Source organism: Allosphingosinicella sp., from assembly GCF_036403745.1.
Classification (GTDB): domain Bacteria; phylum Pseudomonadota; class Alphaproteobacteria; order Sphingomonadales; family Sphingomonadaceae; genus Allosphingosinicella.
The window spans coordinates 1-19,102 of record NZ_DASWQI010000062.1 but is presented as its reverse complement, the minus strand read 5'-3'; the positions used below and the strand labels follow the sequence as shown (position 1 = coordinate 19,102).

Genomic DNA, 19,102 nt, shown 5'->3' with positions numbered 1-19,102 from the left:
CGTTGCGTCATGCGATCACCAGTGCGCCCGGAAACACTTTTCGTCCCCATGCTGTATCGAGAAAAAGGTCGTAGGTTCCCACCTGGAGCGGAAGCAGCCGGACGGTGATGAGATTCCAGCCATCGACCGACACCCGGCCAAGAGGCAGATCCCCCGGGGAGGATATGAGTCCTAGTTTTGCGTCGCTGGGGAAATCGTATCCGGCGATTTCGAGATAGACGGTGATATTAATTAGATCCACGGCCTGAACCAATCCTGTCACCGCGCCTGAACTATAAATCAGATTTCCGTTAGACTTTATTGATGTAATCACCGGCTCAGTTACCAAGATATTGAGCCTGTTCCAGATCGATTTTGTTTCATGACCCAGCGAAGGACGGTTGGACTGCATTTCCTGAACGTAGGGGCTGGTCTCCTCGAGCGTGTTGGGGAGAAGGAACGGGTTCAAGGCATCCCAGATTATGCTCTCGAACTTCGCCCCAAGACCGGCGTTGATCCAAGGATTGACTGAAGCCACCAACCCGTTCCCGTTGCTCCTCTTGATCGTTCGGGGACTGGAGTTGTCGCCTCCGGCGACCATCTCATTGAAGATCATATAGAGAGCGGTGGCGAACGCGCCTTCGACCACGAGGCCCTTGTTGGCGCTCGGAGGGCCAAAGGATTGCGCAACGAAACCGGAAAATTCGCCGGAATATACGACGTCCATGTTCAACTCGGCCGGTAGGGGCTGCCCGTAGGGATCATATCCGTTGAATGGACGGCTCCAGTGGAAGCCGGGCGTGCCCACATCCGCAAATCCGTCAGGCGGCGGAAAAAGCTGAAAGATCGCTTCGGGAGCCGTAAACATCGCGGCGAAGAATTCCGCAAATCCTTCGGTAAAGGCGGTCAGTTCGTTCGTGATCAGCCGGGCGGCATGGTTTTCGAAGCCGTGCGTCTGCCAGGCGTTCTGGTCGAAAACGGATTCGCAGTAATTGCCGAGCAAGGCGTGACCCAGCTCGTGGAATATGGTGACGCGTCTGCTCGGCGCCTTGAGCCGGTCCGGATTATAGACGGTGCCGCCCCTTCTCGTGGGGCCGGTCAGGTCCGCTGCGGTGAAGGAGGTATTGCCTGAGAAATTTACCGCAAATTTCATTCCTTCGCCGTCATTCCACACGATATTGGTGTTCGGGATCAGCCACCGGAGAGATTCCAGCAATTCGGCGAAGCATTGGAGAACGTAGACTTCGCCAAGGAACAGGCCTCGGTCCACGCCCTCGAGCTGCGGCTGAGTCTTCATGTCCAGGGTGTAAATGTGGCCCTGCGGCGGCCGTATGGGTCTGGGCCGGCTCCCTTCGTAAAATGGAAACTGAATTTCGCTGGGGGGAGTATTCCAGCCTTGGATCAGCTCGGGAAGATCGTGTGCCTCCAGCGCGAGGAATGTCGCAAGCATCGAAGCGGGAGCCGTGGGATCGCAAAGCGCCGTCTTGACTACGAGCGCTATGACCGCGTCCCCGGCCATCGAACTCGGATAGACGACCCCGGCAGCTACCCCGTCGATATCGGCATGGGTGGTGAAGCGCTGAAGGCCGCCCTCTACGTTAATGACCAGGTCGACGACGAGGCCTGGAGGGGCCTGAAGAAATTGTGCTGTCCACGGGTCGGTCCAGCCGAGCTTGACGGTGAAGTCTAGGCCGACTCGGAATTCCGCCGGAGCCGCGGCGTTCCCCATTCGACCGCCGCTGAAGGCCGGAAAGTCGCCGGGGACCACATAGTTCGCGCTCCGCCATCCTTTAGTAGACCAGGCCGAGATCGGAAACGGGCCGAACTGGCCGGTCGCGGGATCGTAATGCTGGTTGCTGGATTGCAGGTCGATCTCGAAGTGAAGCGCCGGCATGGGTCCGGTGGCCTGGTCGAGATCAGGCGTGCTGAGGTGCACGACGCCATTGCTGTCAGTCGTTCCCATCAGACCGCCGGTTAAAGCCACCGGCCCCGTCTGGGTGTCGTGGATGACGCTCACCGCCGCATTGGCGATAGGATCATAAGTCGAGGTGAGCGGGTTCCAAACGCTGAAGCGGAGATGGAATTCGGCGGCTCGAGGCAGGGCCAAGGCGGCAAGCGTAAGCGGATGCTCCTGCCAGCTTTCCTTGGGGACGGTCGAGTCGAAGGCAGGAGCCGCAGCGAGGACCGGAAGGGGCGGCGCATAGCTGTTCGGCTCGAGTGCGCTGATCAGCCGCAGCTCGAGTCGGGCACCTTGAGCCGGGTCGGTCGAATTGACGGGGCCGCCGTTCCCCAGGATCGCGCCGCCGCCGACGAAGACCGAGGCACTTCCCGATATGACGCGGTTGAGATGATCCTCCGCCGCATCGGTGCCGCTCGCGGGCGCCGCACCGCCATGGGCCGATTTGTAGGAAGTGAGGAGTTGCTTTGCGGTGAGCGCCTGGACGTGCGGACGAAGCGCGGATTTCACCGTGGCCGGGTTCAGTCCGGTGTAGATCACCGTGCTGAGAGCGGGGAGCCCGGGCGCCAAGCAGCGACGCTGGGCGTCGACGTCCGCTGCCCAAATCGTGATCGCAACGGCGCCGCCGGCGGGCGCGACATTGGTCGAAACGGGCAGCGGCTGTCCCGCCGGCACGAAGGAAACAAAGCCGCCGAACATCGCGTAGACCTGGCTGTGCGCGAGCGGAATTCCTTCGATGATCACGCCGTCATCGACGCCTGACTGTGACAGGATCGGATTTGCCCCGAACGCGGCGTAGTGGGCCGTCCCGGAAGCGGGATCCGGCGGCGGCGGGATAACCGGGAGGTAGGCAGTGACCTTGTAGCCTGACGAGGTCATTGCCCGCCCCCCAAACGGGGGCGGCTCACCCGCAGCGGAAGCGATCTCGCGGATTGCAGGCCGGAACCCGCCTGCGCCCTGACCACATACTCCCAGCTGAATCGAGGATCGGCGCTGGTGTCGACGAACCGGAACGTGCCGCTCTCCTCGACAATTCCCGCCTGGGTCGGCATTCGGTCAAACGGACCCGTTCCGGCCCGCCGGCGCTCCAGCTCGAACCGTTCGACCTCGCGGGTGATGCTCCAGGTCAGCTCAAGCGCCGGCACAAGTCCGGGTTGAAGGATTCCGTCCGCGGGCCATGGGGACGTCGTGCCGTCCTGCGGCTCCATCAACTGCCATCGCTGCCCCTCCCATACGGGAACATCGGGGATTCGACCGTCGACCGCCATCGCTCCGGCCGCCGGGCCCAGTGCCGATTCATTTGCGACCCCGTCCACCGAAGTCAGACAATAGAGGTACGTCCGCCCCCCGATCAACCCGCCGGTATCGGTCCACACCACCCCCGGCTTCGTCATATCCACGTCCGCCTTCGCGATCGTCGCCACCCGCGCCATCAGCCGCGGATCCCGCGCCTGCCTTTCGTCCTCGGCGCGGTAGACGCGGTATTCGGCGAGGTCGGGTTCGCGGTTGTGCGCCCATTCGAGGGTGATGGAGAGCTCGCCGCTGGTCACCTTCGTGATCGCCGGCACCCGCGGCGGCGCGACCTTCGGGAGGTAGACGGCCGGGCTCGACGGGCCGAGCGCGCCGACGATGTGGGCCGCGTTCACATAGGCGGCGCGGAAGAAATAGCGGTTGGCGGCCTTGCCGTCGATCTCTGCCACATACGCGCCCCACGCGAAATTCGACGTGTAGGGCGCATTGGGGTCCGGGCCGGGGCGGTCGGCATTGGCCGGATCGGCCGGATCGAGCGGCTCGAAGGTGGTCTGGACGAAGGCGTCGTCATTGCCGGAGAAGCTCGCCAGCACGCGCAGTGCCCGTTCGGACAGCGCCTCGTAGGCGGCGCGCACGGCGGGATCGTCGTCCCAGCTGAGCGGCGCGACCGAGTCGAGCGGAGCCCCGAGCTCCGCGACCACCGCCGCCTCCTCCGCCGGGTTCCAGCCGAACGGGGCGGCGTCGGCGGTCTGGAAGGCCGCGGCACCCCCGGCATGGCGGCGGTCCCAATCGGCGCGGAACACGGCATCGTCGAGAGCCCGGAAAATGTGAACCTTCTGCCCCGGCGCCGGTTTCGCCCAGTGAACGGTGTAGCGCGACACGCCGTGATAGTCCGCGCGGGTCGCCCAAACCTTGTCGTCGGCGCCGATCACGGGCGGCATGGGCGGCGGCGCGCGCAGCACCCGGAAGATCTTGGCGGCGTTGCCGATCCGGCCCTCGTTGCCGAAGCGCCCGCCCCACGCTCCGGCGGACCATTTCGGAGGGTCGGCGCTGTGGGTGCGGTCGTCGGCCGCCGTGACGGCGACATGGGCGTAGACGATCGGCTCGAGGTCGGTCGGCTCCAGCGCGACTCCGGCAAAGCCCTGGCCCGCGGCATTCTCGGGCAGAAGAACCTCATATTGGCGGCCGCCGGTCGGGACCAGATTGGAGCCGAGCACCGGCGTGAAATGGGTGGCCGCGTCGATCGCGTAGACACGCTGCGGCCAGGCGAGCGGATCGTTGTGGTCCGCCACCGGCTCACCGCCGGAGCTGAGATAGATGCGGAACTCCTTGGTCCGCGGCGCCTGCGCCATCTGCTCCGGGTCCCAGCGCCAGCGCACCCTGACGCCCGCGCGCTTGCGCTTGTCGGCGGCTGAGAGCGCGTTCCACCAGCCCTGCGCCTTCCACGAATCGTATCGGGCCTCGCCGGCCAGATCGGGGTCGAGCGGATCGAGGGTGGAGGCCTCGACCCCGGGGACGACGGGCGGCGGAGCTTTGACCAAAAGGCGGACGGCGAACGGATGGATATGCGCGTCCGAGGGGATGCCCGAATAATACCACGGCCGAGGCACCGGCTCGGGCGCCCATTGCCGCCACTCGGCCGGTGCGCTCATGATGCCGATGCGCCCGAATATGTCCATCCCGCTGACGAGGTAGGAATACCAGCCCTCGGCCAGCCGCCCGTCGATCTTGTGCATCGGCCAAGGCGGCCAGTCGCTCGGCCGCGCCTGCCCTCCAGGAGCCGGCGAGGGGGCGGCGACCATGACCATCCCGCTCGCGGTCAGGTGGGCGTGAGTGGAAAGCGGCGGCGGCGCGGCCGGGGCCGCTGGTCCGAGCTGGGCCCTCCAGATATGATAGCCGACCGCCGCACCCGGGAGCAGGTCCCCTTCCGCCGTCTGCTCGATCCGCCAGCGCAGGCCCGCCGCGCTGACCAGGTCCTGGGCGATGACAGCGGGGTCGGTCGCTCCTCCCGGAAGGGCGAACACGGCGACCTCCTGAGGCGGCGGCAGGGGGGACGCCTTCTGCTCGCGCAAGTTGAAGCAGATCCAGACGTCGACATCGTCGGGGAGTGGCTGGGCGAGCGCCACCAGCGCCTCCGCCGGCTCGCCGTGATAGCGGCCGGAATGATCGGCCAGCAAGAGATAGTCGTAAGGGGGAGAAGGCGGGGGGAGAGGCGCGGGGGCAGTGAAGAATTCCGGCGTCGGCGCAGGCCCGCCGCGAGGAAGGCCCGCCGCAAGCTGCCCGGCCTCGGCCGCGAGCGTCGATACACGCGATCCGGCGCGTCTCGGCTGCTCATCCGCGACGGGCGCGGCGTCCGCGCGGACGAGCCTCGGCTCCTCCCGGGCGGCCGCGATTGGACGCGGGTCCGACGCCGCCGAGGCGGACCCGGGACCGGCGCGGGGCGAATCGTCGATCCAATAAAGTCCGACCATCTGCGCAATGGCCGGGTTGATCGCGCCCATCAGCACCAGGTCGAGCGGCCGCTGGTCGGGCATGACCGGCTGGTCGGGATCGCCCAGAGAGTCGTGGTAGCTTCCCGAACGCTCCGCCATCTCCTGTCCGCCCGCCGACGGCGGATTGGCCGCGAGCGAATCGAGCACTTGGCGCAGCTGCGTTATGCGGGTGCCGCTCCATGGCGCCGGAGCGCCGTAACGGATCCGCGACAGCGCCATGCTCTCGGCCTGGGCATCGGTTGTCGGGTGGCCCTTGCAGGCATAACCCGGCGCCGCCGTCGGCAGGCAGAGCGGATAAGGGAAACCCGGGATTTGGCCCCAGCCTTCACCTGCGTCCTGGTCGACGGGGACGAAGCACAGATCGGTCAGCACGGCCCACCCGCCGCTGATCTCGATCCGGTCCATCCGGTCCGCCGCCAAGGTCACGAACGCGGTTGGCGCGGCGCCGGGGGCAAGATCGGCGAACGCCACCGGAGTATCGCGGTCGAACGCCACCGCCCTCGGGCTTGCGAAAGGGTTGTGCGAGATCGCCGCTTCGACCTGTTCAACGTCGGGGGCACGGCGGGTCCGAGGCTCCGCCTCTCCGTCCTTCAGATCAGGAGGGATCTGCTCGAGAACCGGGGCCGCCCGGGTCCGAGGCCCCGCCTTGCGATCATTCGGATCGGGAACGATCCGGTCGAGGACCGGGGCGGGTGGGACCCGAAGCCCCGAGGCCCGATCCTCCCGATCCGGAACCGTGTCCGAGTCCCTGAGCGGCTTGTCGGCCGGGAATCCAATTCTGAGCTGGAATGAACGCGCCGGCCGGGCCTTGGGCAGGTCGAAGCGCAGAAAGGTGCGGTGGCGAAGGTCGATCCCCGCGACTCCGCCGGGAGCCGACGCGAGGGAGAACTGCGAGTCGCTGGAGATTTCTCCCTCTGCGAGCGATTGCGTGAGGGCGGCGGGAGGCTCCTGGGCCCAGGTTCGCCATTGCTGAGCGATGCAGATCGGCTTGCCGGGCCGGTGCGGCCGCCGGAACAGGTGGTAGCCGTGCCAGGGGAAGCCGAGCTCGGGATCAAAGGCCCAGCGCAAATGCACTCCGTTGGGAAGAACCGGCTGGATCGGATGCGGCGGCTGGTCACCCAGCACGCCGAGCCCGACCATCGCGAGATTCTCACCCTGTAAAGCCATTCAGCGTTCCCACGCACTGGAGATCATTAGAACGGGACGAACACCATGAGACGACCGGGTCGTGAAAAAAGCGATCGCTAGGTCGAGCCGAACCGAAGCCCTACATGAAACCCACAGGACTCCGTGACGACGAAAGCAGGAACAGAATTACAGAAGCCATGACTTCTACTGGTGGACCGTAATCCTCTTCACAGCGATTGCAAGGTACCGTCCGAGGACATCATCCTGTTTTACGTTAGCATGGGCTCGGACAGGAGGGCTGGCCACCGCTTCACTAAGCGGACGTGGCAAGAGCTTCTCCGGTAGGCCATGGGGGTGAGCTCCAGCAACCTGTGCTTTGAAATTCAGTGTGACGATCCGTCGACCCATCGGCATGAAAGCCGGCGTTCAATCGCGCCATTTTGGTTTTATGCCTTTTAGAAATCAGGCGTTGACAATCGAATGCCTCGGTGGGGAATCAGCTGTTTTTTGTCCCCAGCACCTCGGACGACTGCGTCGTCGAGCCACAAATCGTCAGCTTCATGAGTCGCGCCTTGGAAACGCACCCTCCCACCCGGCCGCCAGCATCGCCTCGGTGGTATGAAGATTGCGGCGCAGGGCGCTGGAGAAAGCAGCAGGCCTCTTTCAGTGGCGCTAAAACGGTCAGCGAGAGTGCAGGGACAGAACCAAAAGCTGTCCCCAAAAAACCATTGAACTTGAATGCGCGAAGCGCCTAGCTAGCGGGTGACGTAAGGAGGGGGCTCTTGCGTATTTCCAACAATGCCGCGGATTTGTTTGCCGAGATCTGGCGAGATCTGTCAGAAAATCATGAGGCAACAGAAGGCGCCATAGCGGAGCAAGCCGCCGAGCCACGCGAGCGGACCCTCGGCTTCAGCCGCAGGCTCATTCAGTCGCGACTTGCGTTGGACGATCAGGTCAAAGGCCTCGATGACCTGCAGAAGTTCATACGAGGGGACGGCGATCCATCGGGGATATGGATGCGACGGCTGCTCGTGGCGCAGGGCATCGACGAGTGGTACGAGGGCGTGGGGACGCTCGCCCTCGACGATCAGCTATTCTCTCTTGAGCATCTTCGCGCTCAATATCTCCTCGGCAGCGCCGGCCGCTTCAATCTAGTTCCCGCTCTCGGTCAGGTGATACCCAAGCTTCCAGCTTCGGGGCGTCGGTCCGATCCCGACTTCGCAGCGGGCATGCCTCTGGGAACGGACAAGACTCGCCCTCTCTACGAGACGTTCAAGTGGCTCGTCGTCATTCCTGAGACCGTGCCCGCCACGGACCCGGACGATTGCTTGAACGGCATTGACGAACGCCACGTAAAGCTGACCTATCGGATCGTGCCGACGGTCCCGCGGCGCGCGCGTGGGTTTCCGGCAGGAAATCTGATGGTCGGATTCGCCCCGCTGGCCCTCGACGCCGACGACGTCGACCTCGTGGTGTCCTTGGATGACGGCCGCGGGTGGTACGATGCGTTCCCCCGCGACTTGGGCGCGCAGGCGGGAGAGGCGCTCAGGTCGCTCTCCGAGGCTGGCGCCCACATCGTCATATTCCCGGAAGCCACCATGCATCCCTCGGCGCATGCTCCTCTGCGGGACGCAATCTCCAGACATGGCAAGGCAAGCGAACTGGAGCTTGTCGTCGCCGGCACGACGTCTCGCGAAGCAGAGGGTGGAATGCCGCGGAATGAAGCCGTGATCTATGATGCCCGCGGCGTCGAGATCGGTCGCCAGAGCAAGCTTCATCGCTGGAACCTGAACTCCGATCAGAGGCGCCAGCTCGGAGTGGTCTCCCACCTGTCCGACGACGAACTCCTCTACGAAAGGATTCGGCCGGGCGATGAAGTTGTCGTTTTCGAGCTCGGAGAGCTGGGACGCTTTTGCGTGTTGATCTGCGAGGATCTCAGTCGTTCCGAGCCGGGACGTTTCCTGAGGGCCAACCTAGCACTCGACTGGGTTTTCACGCCGATCCTCGACCGCTCGATTGAGGAACATCGATGGATGCACAGCTTCGGTAAGGCGGCGGCGCGCGACGGGCGATGCCGGGTCGCGGTGTCCAACAGCCTGGCTCTTACACATAGGTCCAACGCGGCGCGGCTGCTTCCGCCTTTATCGGAGTGCGGAGCCGCTCTTTGCGTCGATTGGCGGCACGACCGCGAGGCAGCTGGGGAGCGGGCTGCGGGCGACGAGTCGGATGTTCGCTATTTCCTCTGGAAAGTGAAACTCGCGGATGCGGCGCCTTGGGCGGCGATCAATTGGGACGTTGAAGCGTGGGCTCCCACGTCCGTGTCAACCTCCCGTTAAGACGGGCTCAGTTATCAATTGATGGTCAATTGACGATGGCTGTTTGCCGAGCTATTGTCGGGTAAAAGGGAGTGCCGAGTGCTGCAGCGCAAGGAGTTTGTCGCCGAGCTGATCGGCGCCATCAGGGGGGCCGCTGAGTCGGGGGAAGCCGGGCGAACGGAGCCGGAGCTGAATGCCCTGGCCAACCAGATCGTCTCAGTGCTCGCCAGCCGAAGCGGCCGCGATCTTCACGAGACCTTTGAGGCGGTGGAAGCCTGCTTCACGGAGATCCTCACGCGAGACGGTGCCGCCGACCACGTATTTGACGACCGCGCGCTGACGGACGAACTGCGTGGCTATGTCAGGCTGTTGGCCGTAGCGCTGCAGCGGCAGCATCCGGAGATGCAGGGTGAAGGAGGGTTCAATCTCAACCCTACCGACGTTCTTATTCTCAACGTCCTCGAGCAAGCGGGGCCGCTCTCCGGGAGGGAGCTGGCGGACCATCCGGGCATCGGCGTGACTGCCGAAACCATCGCTCGTCGCCTTCCGCTGTTGCGGCTCCAGGGTCTCGTCGCGTCCTATCGGAAGGGCAAAGCGACCATGAACCTGCTCACCGAGCACGGGCGAGCGGCAGTCCCAATTGCAGTCGGTGTCACACCTAGGATGAATGGCACGATCGGCGTCGATCCCGCACGCGGCCGTTGACGTGGACCGGCACCAGGCTCTCATAGTCACCTTCTACGCCTTCAAGGGAGGCACTGGCCGCACTCTTGCCCTCTCGAATGTGGCGAGACTGCTCTCAGACGAAATGGGATACAGGGTCGGTCTCATGGACCTCGACATCGACTCCCCAGGCCTTGTGCACGAGGCGCTTTGCCGCGACCTCGAGCAGCAACCCAGCCGGAGCGAGTTGTCCGCGGCGATCGATGAACGACCCGGCTTCCTGGAGCTGTTCAATAGCCGCGCGAGCTTGGTCGGACAGCAGCCAGAGATCGGCCCCGACGACCTCGACGCGCATGTCTTCGCCCTGCCTGGGACCGGAGCGGGCAACTTGGTTCTGATGCCGACGGCGCAAGGCTCAGTCCAGAAATCGATCGGATACATGAAGACGGTCGAGAGATTCACGAGCATCTTCGCTGGATCGAACGTGACCTCCCTGGGAGCGACAGCTATCACCTGGGATATCGCGAACGCCTTCATCGATCGCTATCAGCTCGACTTTCTGTTCATCGATGGTCGGACTGGTGCCGGACCCTTTTCTCCGGTCTACACCTATTCCATTCCGCATCTACTCGTGCTCTTTTTCGGTCTGAACGATCAGAACATCATCGGCAGCTTGTCCATCCTCGATAAGGCCTTGGGGCCGGAGTCCGGGGCGCAGCCCGTGCAGGTGCCGGTATTCCTGGTTGCAAGCCCGGTGCCGACGGTTGGGCCTGGAGCGCTCGAGCAACGGCTCACCTATGTCGCTGGTCTGCTGGGAGAACGACAGGCGAAGGGATCGCAATCGCTCTACCAGTTGCCGGCGCGGGTCGAACATTTCCTTTATTATTCAGATGCAGCGTCTTTCGGCGAAGCCTATTTCCCCGGCCAGTTTCCCCACTCACTGCTTACCCAAGGCTACCGAAAACTCGCCTCGGACATCTCAAAGCTGGTGATCCGGGAGTCGCAGAGTTTCGATGGCGCGGTCGTGCCGGCGCAGTCCGTGACCGAACCAGTCCGCATTGCCGTCGAGAACGTACATTTCGACCTGCTGGACGAACTCGTCCAAGGCTCATCCGACGCCACCTGCTTCAAGATCACCGGCTATCAAGCCGAAGCTGCTGACGCCCCTTGGACCCGCCTCCTTGGCGAGGGACCCGATCTTTCTGAGCTGCCGGACGTGCTGATGGTGCCGCACAGCCGGCTGAAGGAGGTGAGCGCGCTTGCCGGCGGGAAGCTGCTTCACCGCGTGCCTCTCGAAAGGGAGGAGGGGGCGTCCGCGCTGGATTGGGAATTTCTTGAAAGCTACTACAAGAACTGGCGTAAGCGCTGCTCGGTCGACGGCCGGGTGTTGGCGCTTCCCTTCTCGGTCAATGCCAGCGTCATGTGCGCCAACCTGACGCCCCTTGCGGGTTACTGCGCCAATTACTGGCGCGAGCGGGGGCAGAAGGAGTCCGGCTCGGTTTTCATGCCAGGGAGTTGGCCGGCCCTGATGGAGCTTCTCGACGCCAATCGGCGTGCCGGCGCCGACGTCGAAAGGATCTTCAGCATCGTCGGGCAAGGCCCGGGCCTTTATTATGACTGGCTGAATTTTGTGACCAGCCTTGGCGGATACGATCTCCTTCTCTCGGACGGGCACTTGGACGGCGTGGGCTTCGAGCGCCACGAGACCAAGCTTGCGACGCGGCAATTCATCGAGCTCGCCAAGGCGAGTGGGCACAGCAAGACAATGGACGAGCAGATCGTACGCTTCGGCAACGCCGAGTGCGCGCTTTACATGGGGTGGACCGACAGTTTCCGCTTCGAGCGGGAGGGCGATGTGCTGCGCGATGTCTCTCCCACCCGCCTCAACGGCGATGCGAAGGCATTGGAGAGCAACTCTCTCGCGATCAGGCTGGCGCGCGGCCCGAGGGATATGCGCCAGCAACGCAGCTGTCTCGTCGACGGATGGGTCATGACCTTCCCCGCGAAACCGGGCGAGGAGACGATCGCAGCACAAGCGATGGTATTCGCTAGATGGTTTCTCGAGCCTGACCGGCAGCGCACCCTACTCAGGCGCGGGTTTCCGAGCCCGTCCAGCTGGGCAGTGGCCCAGGAACTCGAGCGATTACCGGCGGAGCGGTTGAGGTCGGGCCAATACATCCCGGATGATCCGTCCGCCGAGGCCCGGCTGCGGAGCGAGGCCTCGTTCGAAGTCTTCCTGACGACGATGAAGAATGCAATCTGGGGCGGCCGCTGGGTGGCTTCGCCGCGCGAGCGCATCGACAACCTGGTCTTCGAGATGCTCTCCTCTCTGATCGCTGACCCGAGGGAGGGGGGGGAGCTCGACGCCGCGATTAACGATGCTCTGCGGAACGTAAAGACGCAGGTAAGATCTATCGTGAGCTGAGTTTGATCATCGCGCCAACGCGCGAGTGGGAGGCAGACATGAGAAACTATCGGACTGTTCTCGTTTTGCTGGTCCTCGTCGTCGTTGGCATAGGTGCTTATTCCGTCTGGCACTCGCGACAGCCCACGACGATCCGCCTGATCGGCGAGGCCTATGCGCCGCTCGACGCTCTGAACAAGATCAAGGGTGAATTCGAGAGATCGACCGGCTTCAAGGTCGAGATCGTCCAAAAGGACCATGAAGCGGTCGTCGCGGAGGTAGACCAGGAACTGAGTTCTGGTCAGGTCACCTACGATATCATTCTCGAGCCGCACCGCCTCCTCGGCAAGAGGGTCGAGAAGGGCCAGGTCCAGCCGCTGGACAGGTTCCTCACGGACCCCTCTCTACACAATGCGTCGTTCGATCCGGCCAGCCAGCTCTTTCCCCGGTGGTGGCGCGAAATCGGCTGGTACAAGGGACGGCTCTACGGTTACCCGTTCACCAGCCTGACGATGTACGTCAGCTATCGCAAAGATATGATGGAGAACCCGGCCGAGAAGGCTGCCTTCAGGCAGCAGTTCGGAAGAGAGCTCGCTCCCCCGAGGTCATGGCAGGAATACATGGACCTGGCAAAGTTCTTCAACCACCCGGAGCGGGGAATGAATGGTACCTATATCCAGGGACAGCAGCACGTCGCGCTGTGGTACGAGTGGCTGAATTTCGCATACTCGTTTGGAGGAAACATTCTCGACGCCAAGAAGGGCAGCGACTACGGAGACATCGTCGTTAACTCTCCCCAAAATGTGCAGGCGACCAAACAGTATCTCAGCCTGATTCAATACAGTCCGCGGGAGACGCTTAACTATAACTGGGACGACGCTCTTGCGTCCCTTCAGCAGGGGCGCGTGTTCATGGGCATTCTCTGGCACGACCAGACGCCGCTGCTCGAGGACCCGTCCGTGTCGAAAGTCGCTGGCAAGATGGGCTACGCACTGATCCCGTCGGCGACGGGCACACCGTTCAGCCAGCTGGAGGGCTGGACCTATCTCATTCCCACGAAGTCGCCTCATCCCAAGGAAGCCTACAGGTTCATCGAGTGGGCGATGAGTCGCAACGTTCAAATTCAGCAGACTCTGCACGGCGGCGCCTCGGCGCTTCAGTCCACGTATCAGGACCCGCGGGTAAGGAGGATTCCTTATGTACCGACATTCCTGCAAAGCATTCCGATCGGCGTGCCGAAACCAACGATTCCGGAATCCTCGCAGATCACCGAGATCATGCAACGAGGCCTTTCGCAGATCGTCACGAGGCGGACCTCGCCCGAGCACGGGCTCGACGCGATAGCGATCCAGATCGGCCAGGTGCTCCGCGGCAAGGCCAAGCTCCGCTACCCCCCCAAGGCTTGAGGGATGCGGCGCTTGCTTGCGAGAGAGACCATCGCGGTGCCGGGGGCCGCAGGCCCGGGCTGGCGCTTTGGGCTGGCGGCGCTGGCGCCGCTGGTCGCGCTCATGCTGGCCGCCTCGGTGATTCCGTTCGCGATCATGCTGTGGCTCAGCCTCAGTGACTTCAGCTTCAACCTGCCGGGCCATGACGGCTCGTACGTCGGCCTGGCGAACTATGCCGCGGCCTGGTCCGATCAGCGCTTCCACGCAAGCCTGCGGTTGCAGGCCCTCTTCATCTTCGTCACGGTAGCGCCGGAGTTCCTGCTCGGCCTGCTCTTCGCGCTCGCGATCTGGCACGGGCGGCGGCTCACGAGCGTCACCTTGGTGCTGATCGCTCTCCCGCTGATCATCGCTCCGATCACGGTCGGCATGATCTGGCGCCTGCTGCTTCACGGTGACTACGGGCCGCTCGGCTTCTATCTTTCGGCGATGTTCACGCGCGACAACGCCTCTGTGCTCGGATCGCCCAACTATGCGTTCATGGCAGTCGTGCTGGTCGACATCTGGCAGTGGACGCCCTTCTTCGTTATCGCCCTCCTCGCCGCGCTTGCCAAGCTGCCGCGCGAGCCGCACTTGGCCGCTCAGGCGGACGGCGCGTCGACCTTGCAGGTGGTTCGAACGGTAACGCTGCCTCTGCTTCGGCCGACGTTCGTGATCGTCATCCTCTTACGTATCATGGACTCGTTCAAGGAATACGATAAGATCTTCGTGCTTACGCGGGGCGGTCCGGCGTCTGCGACCGAACTCGTAAGCCCGTTCACCTGGATCGTGGCGTTCGATCATGGCGACCTTGCCTACGGATCCGCGATCACTGTCATCCTGTATATCGCAATCTACGGTCTGTGCACTCTGCTGTTCTCGGTGCTTCGGTCAGGCGCGGCGGCCCGGTGATGAGCGGTCGCCTCGCGCGCTTGGTCGCCGCCTGGCTGATATTCGCTGGTGTCGGCCCCTATCTCTGGATGACCTTTCAGGCTTTCCGCGACCGCGGTGACATAACGGCGAGCCCGCCGACGCTGCACCTCGCCTTGACGTTCCAGAACTTCGCCTGGGAGTATAACGGCCAAAGCATCCTTCAGCTGCTGATCAACGGCCTGATCATCAGCGGCGGAACGGTGGTGCTCAGCCTGATCATCGGCGCGCCGTCGGCCTACTTCTTTGCGCGCTTCGTGACGCCGTGGAGCCGGACGCTCTTCCTGCTCGTCCTCTCGACTCGGATGGCGCCGCCGATCGCCCTCTCCCTGCCTATGTTTGCGCTCTTCACTTTTCTCGATATCAGAGGATCCTATCTATCCGTGATACTCGCGCAGACTGCATTCAATGTCTCGTTTGTCGTGTGGTTTCTGCAAAGCGCCGTCGCCGAGTCGCCGCGGGAGATCGAGCTTGCCGCGCAGATCGACGGCCGCTCTTGGCTTGGCGCCCTGCTCGACATCGTCATACCCGCGCACGCGCCCGCGCTACAGGCGGCTTCCGCGTTCGTATTTCTCTTTTCCTGGAATGAATATCTCCTGTCGTCGTTGCTCTCCAGTTCCCTGACTCGGCCGATCACACCAGCGCTGCCCGGCTTCATCGCCCAAGCCACCTCGCAATGGGGTAATTTCTGCGCGGTCGCTCTAATTGCAAGCCTGCCGCCGATCTGCCTCGTCTTCATGGTCCGCCGCTTCCTCGCACGAGGCTTTACGAGCGGCATTATTCATGACGGGACGAGGCTCGCGTGAGCCTCCTCGTGCGCGACGTTTCGCTCAGCTACGGACCGACGCAGGTCTTGCGTGACTGCTCGCTTCGTGTCGCCGATGGCGAGCTGGCTTGTCTCGTCGGCCCCTCTGGCTGCGGGAAAACCTCCCTACTGAACGTGATCGCCGGCCTAATCGCCCCGGATGGGGGGCACGTCGAGATTGGAGGTTACTCGGTCGACCGGCTACCGACCCGGGAGCGGAAGCTCGCTTTCGTAATGGACCGGCTAGGCCTCTATCCGCACCTGAGCGTCTTCGAGAACATCGCCTATCCGTTGCGGATACGAGCGATACCAGCGCATCGGCTTCAGACGCGCGTGCTCGAAACGTGCCGTCTTGTCGGACTCATAGAACTCGAGAACCGCCGTCCCCACCAGCTCAGCGCAGGCCAGCAACAGCGGGTCGCTATCGCCCGCGCGCTCGTGCGTGACGATGCGGCGCTGCTGCTGGCCGACGAGTGCTTCTCGAACCTCGATGCGCAGCTCCGGCACGAGCTTAGAAGATCGTTCCACAGATGGCAGCGAGAGCGCGGAGTGACGTCGCTGTTCGTCACCCATGATCAGGAGGAGGCGCTAGCGCTGGGAGATCGCGTGCTTCTGATGCGGGACGGGCGGATCGAGCAGGCGGGGAGTCCTTCTGAATTGTACGGCGATCCACGGACGATCTTCGCTGCGACCTTCTTCGGCATCCCGCGATGCAACGTCGTCGCGGCGGCCAATGGCGATAACGCCCTAAATTCTTTTGGGAAATACGCGGCGCTAGCTCGACCTGAGCTCCTGCCGGCGCATCGCGCGCCCAGCAGTGTTTCGCTGGCTTTCCGCCCGGAAGCCGTCATAATCGTCGAGCCGAGCCGATCCGGCGCCATCCCGCTGAAGGTCGACTGGGTCGAGGCGATAGGTCCGGATTCGATCGTCTGCCTGAACGGGGATCATTTCGTGACCGCCAGGGTCCGGGGATCGCCAAACCTAGCGGGGGGGAGCATCGTGGGGATACATATCCAGCAGGAGCGGTTGATGGCGTTCGACACCGTTAGTGGTGGGCGAATTGGCTGACGTAGCTCCCCTCGGAAACCGACTCGGCACTGCAGGCGGCGCCGCAGCCGTTCTCGCGGCATTGCGACGGTCGGGCTTTGCCCACTGGTTTGAGGCTTCAGCCGGGCCAGCCTTCGCGACCGATCCTTGGACTTCGTTCGAGAAGGCGCAAGGTGTCGCCGGAGAGGCGGGCGGCGCGCTTCGCGGGATTGCCGAGCTGTTCGTACGCGGTGAAGCGGTCGGGCATTCGGAAGCGGAGCGTGCTCTGAGCGACGCCGCACTCGAATGGCTGTTGTTGAACGGCGTCCTGACGAGCCGGGACGGCGCGCTGCGCAGCACGCTCTGCCTGCTCGCCACGCCAGGACAATTTCTCCTCGCCGACTGGCCCTTGCGAACAGCCTGCGGCCGATTGATCAGCCAGCGAACCTATCTCAGCACCGTCTCGTACGACTTCGCGGCGGCAGTCGCTCCCTTAGGCCGAAGGCCGCGGGGGCTGGATCTCGGCTGCGGGACCGGCATTCTCGCGAACCTCCTAGCCGGGATGTGCGACGAGACGGTGGCGGTTGATACCGATCCGCGCGCGATCTGGCTGAGCCGGGTCAACCTCGCCGTCAACGGCAGGCATGCGCGCCTCGTCCATGAAAGCTGGGAGAGAATGACTGCGAAGGAAGGCCTCTTCGACGTAATCCTCGCCAATCCGCCGTGGCGTATCGTCCCAGCCGGGATACGCTATCCCGATCCGCAGATCAGGGTCGGAAGCGGGCCTGACGGGCTCGACGCGGTGCGAGCAGTACTCGCAATGTCTGCCTCGCATCTCGCGGCTGCGGGTCGAGCGATCATTCGGTTTGACATGCTCCGAGCGCCGGGACGGCCCGATCCACTGCTGCTCTGTCGGCGGTCGTTGTCGTCTCGAGGAATCGAGCTGGAGCTGATCTCGCTCGGTCGTGTTGACGTCTGTGATCAGGCCCAAATCAGCGCTGGAGCCTGTGCGCATCTGAATCCCGGACGGGATGACCTAGCAGCGAGCTTCATCGACGAATACTCGGCCATGGGTGTCCGCTGGCTGGAACCTGTCCTCTGCATAATGACGCGAGGCGGGACGGAAGCTCTGAGCAGCCGCCGGGCAATAGCCCGCAGGGCCAGTTGCAGCTCTGGCATCCCTCGTTCGGCGCGCTGGGCCGAAGGCGGAGATAGAGACGGGGGAGGCGGGACCCCGTCGACGCCGGCGGGCGTCCTCTGAAGGCGCTCAGGCAGCCGCTCTCCCGCCGGCGGCGCGCATGCCGTCGGAAGACATGCCGGCCCGGCCCGGCATGTCTCCCGGCGTCTCGCTCACCGCCGCTTCGGTGGTGATGAGGAGACCGGCGACCGAGGCCGCGTCCTGGAGCGCCGTGCGCACGACCTTGGTCGGATCGATGACGCCGGCGGTCACGAGGTTCTCGTAGACCTCGGTCTGGGCGTTGAAGCCCTGGGTCTCGTCGTAGGCCTCGAGCAGCTTGCCGACGACGACGGCACCGTCATGGCCAGCATTCTCGGCGATCTGGCGGATCGGCGACTGCAGCGCGCGGCGGACGATGTCGATGCCGCGGGTCTGGTCGTCGTTCTGGCCGCTGAGGCCCTTGAGCGTCTTCGTGGCATAGAGGAGGGCGGTGCCGCCGCCCGGCAGGATGCCTTCCTCCACGGCGGCGCGGGTGGCGTGGAGGGCGTCCTCGACGCGGTCCTTGCGCTCCTTCACCTCGACCTCGGACGAGCCGCCGACCTTGATCACGGCAACGCCGCCGGCGAGCTTGGCGAGGCGCTCCTGGAGCTTCTCCTTGTCATAGTCGCTCGTGGTGCTCTCGATCTGATGGCGGATCGCGCCCACCCGCGCTTCGATCTTCTCACGCGCGCCGGCACCGTCGACGATGGTGGTGTTGTTCTTATCGACCGTGACGCGCTTGGCCTGGCCGAGCATGCCGATCGTGACGTTCTCGAGCTTGATGCCGAGATCCTCGCTGATCATCTCGCCATTCGTCAGGATCGCGATGTCCTCGAGCATCGCCTTGCGGCGATCGCCGAAGCCCGGCGCCTTGACGGCCGCGACCTTCAAACCGCCGCGAAGCTTGTTGACGACGAGCGTGGCGAGAGCCTCGCCCTCGATGTCCTCGGCGATGATCAGCAACGGCCGGCCCGATTGGGCCACGGCTTCGAGAATGGGAAGCATCGACTGCAGGTTCGAAAGCTTCCTCTCGTGGAGGAGGATGTAGGGGTCGGCGAGCTCGACCTGCATCTTCTCGGCATTGGTGATGAAATAGGGGCTGAGGAACCCGCGGTCGAACTGCATGCCCTCGACGACGTCGAGCTCGAACTCGAGGCCCTTGGCCTCCTCGACGGTGATCACGCCTTCCTTGCCGACCTTCTCCATCGCCTCGGCGATCTTCTCGCCGACGACGGTATCGCCATTGGCCGAGATGGTACCGACCTGGGCGACTTCCGCGTTGTTCTTGACCGGCTTGGAGCGCTTCTTGAGGTCGGCGACGACGGCTTCCACCGCCAGGTCGATGCCGCGCTTCAGGTCCATCGGGTTCATGCCGGCCGCGACCGACTTCGCGCCTTCGCGCACGATGGCCTGGGCAAGCACGGTGGCGGTGGTGGTGCCGTCGCCGGCATGGTCGTGCGTCCGCGACGCGACCGAGCGCAGCATCTGCGCGCCCATATTCTCGAACTTGTCGTG

General features: G+C 63.9%; 11 protein-coding genes. 8 read left to right on the top strand and 3 right to left on the bottom strand.

From position 1 onward, the window contains the following. Positions 1-7 precede the first annotated feature (7 nt). Complete coding sequence (locus VGC56_RS12020; RefSeq protein WP_464125148.1) at positions 8-2,815, bottom strand: hypothetical protein; 2,808 nt, start codon at positions 2,813-2,815, stop codon at positions 8-10. Next, positions 2,812-6,846, bottom strand: coding sequence for a hypothetical protein (locus VGC56_RS12015; protein WP_464125147.1), 4,035 nt, complete (start codon positions 6,844-6,846; stop codon positions 2,812-2,814). Before VGC56_RS12015 ends, VGC56_RS12020 begins: the two co-directional genes overlap by 4 nt. Before the next feature lie 743 nt (positions 6,847-7,589). On the opposite strand from VGC56_RS12015, the gene VGC56_RS12010 reads away from it, so the two are divergent. From VGC56_RS12010 to VGC56_RS11975, 8 genes are all read left to right on the top strand, one after another. Next, positions 7,590-9,143, top strand: a complete 1,554-nt coding sequence (locus VGC56_RS12010; RefSeq protein ID WP_464125146.1) for a hypothetical protein — start codon at positions 7,590-7,592, stop codon at positions 9,141-9,143. 78 nt (positions 9,144-9,221) lie between these two features. Continuing rightward, positions 9,222-9,827 (top strand): hypothetical protein, encoded by a 606-nt coding sequence (locus VGC56_RS12005; protein WP_464125145.1) that lies wholly within the window; start codon positions 9,222-9,224, stop codon positions 9,825-9,827. Positions 9,828-9,951: 124 nt separating this feature from the next. Continuing rightward, positions 9,952-12,210: a type 2 periplasmic-binding domain-containing protein gene (locus tag VGC56_RS12000; protein ID WP_464125144.1), complete on the top strand. Its 2,259-nt coding sequence runs from the start codon at positions 9,952-9,954 to the stop codon at positions 12,208-12,210. A gap of 38 nt (positions 12,211-12,248) precedes the next feature. Beyond that, complete coding sequence (locus VGC56_RS11995) at positions 12,249-13,595, top strand: ABC transporter substrate-binding protein (protein WP_464125143.1); 1,347 nt, start codon at positions 12,249-12,251, stop codon at positions 13,593-13,595. A 3-nt stretch (positions 13,596-13,598) separates the two neighbouring features. Then, the gene (locus VGC56_RS11990; RefSeq protein WP_464125142.1) at positions 13,599-14,522 is read left to right on the top strand and encodes a carbohydrate ABC transporter permease; all 924 of its coding nucleotides are present in this window, start codon (positions 13,599-13,601) and stop codon (positions 14,520-14,522) included. Continuing rightward, positions 14,522-15,346, top strand: coding sequence for a carbohydrate ABC transporter permease (locus tag VGC56_RS11985; RefSeq protein ID WP_464125141.1), 825 nt, complete (start codon positions 14,522-14,524; stop codon positions 15,344-15,346). Before VGC56_RS11990 ends, VGC56_RS11985 begins: the two co-directional genes overlap by 1 nt. Next, a complete protein-coding gene (locus tag VGC56_RS11980) occupies positions 15,343-16,413 on the top strand; it encodes an ABC transporter ATP-binding protein (protein WP_464125140.1) in 1,071 nt (356 codons plus the stop codon). The genes VGC56_RS11985 and VGC56_RS11980 overlap by 4 nt, the downstream gene beginning before the upstream one ends. After that, positions 16,397-17,632 (top strand): methyltransferase, encoded by a 1,236-nt coding sequence (locus VGC56_RS11975; protein ID WP_464125139.1) that lies wholly within the window; start codon positions 16,397-16,399, stop codon positions 17,630-17,632. Before VGC56_RS11980 ends, VGC56_RS11975 begins: the two co-directional genes overlap by 17 nt. A gap of 6 nt (positions 17,633-17,638) precedes the next feature. On the opposite strand, the gene groL is transcribed toward VGC56_RS11975, so the two are convergent. Next, positions 17,639-19,102, bottom strand: a 1,464-nt coding sequence (gene groL / locus VGC56_RS11970) for a chaperonin GroEL (protein WP_464125138.1), incomplete at its 5' end; no start/stop codon positions are given.

Bases quoted from the DNA above. Each gene is read 5' to 3' on its own strand.
- VGC56_RS11985 (WP_464125141.1), top strand. From the start codon at position 14,522: ATGAGCGGTCGCCTCGCGCGCTTGGTCGCCGCCTGGCTGATATTCGCT.
- VGC56_RS12020 (WP_464125148.1), bottom strand. From the start codon at position 2,815: ATGACCTCGTCAGGCTACAAGGTCACTGCCTACCTCCCGGTTATCCCG.
- VGC56_RS12000 (WP_464125144.1), top strand. From the start codon at position 9,952: ATGGACCTCGACATCGACTCCCCAGGCCTTGTGCACGAGGCGCTTTGC.
- VGC56_RS12015 (WP_464125147.1), bottom strand. From the start codon at position 6,846: ATGGCTTTACAGGGTGAGAATCTCGCGATGGTCGGGCTCGGCGTGCTG.
- VGC56_RS11990 (WP_464125142.1), top strand. From the start codon at position 13,599: ATGCGGCGCTTGCTTGCGAGAGAGACCATCGCGGTGCCGGGGGCCGCA.
- VGC56_RS11995 (WP_464125143.1), top strand. From the start codon at position 12,249: ATGAGAAACTATCGGACTGTTCTCGTTTTGCTGGTCCTCGTCGTCGTT.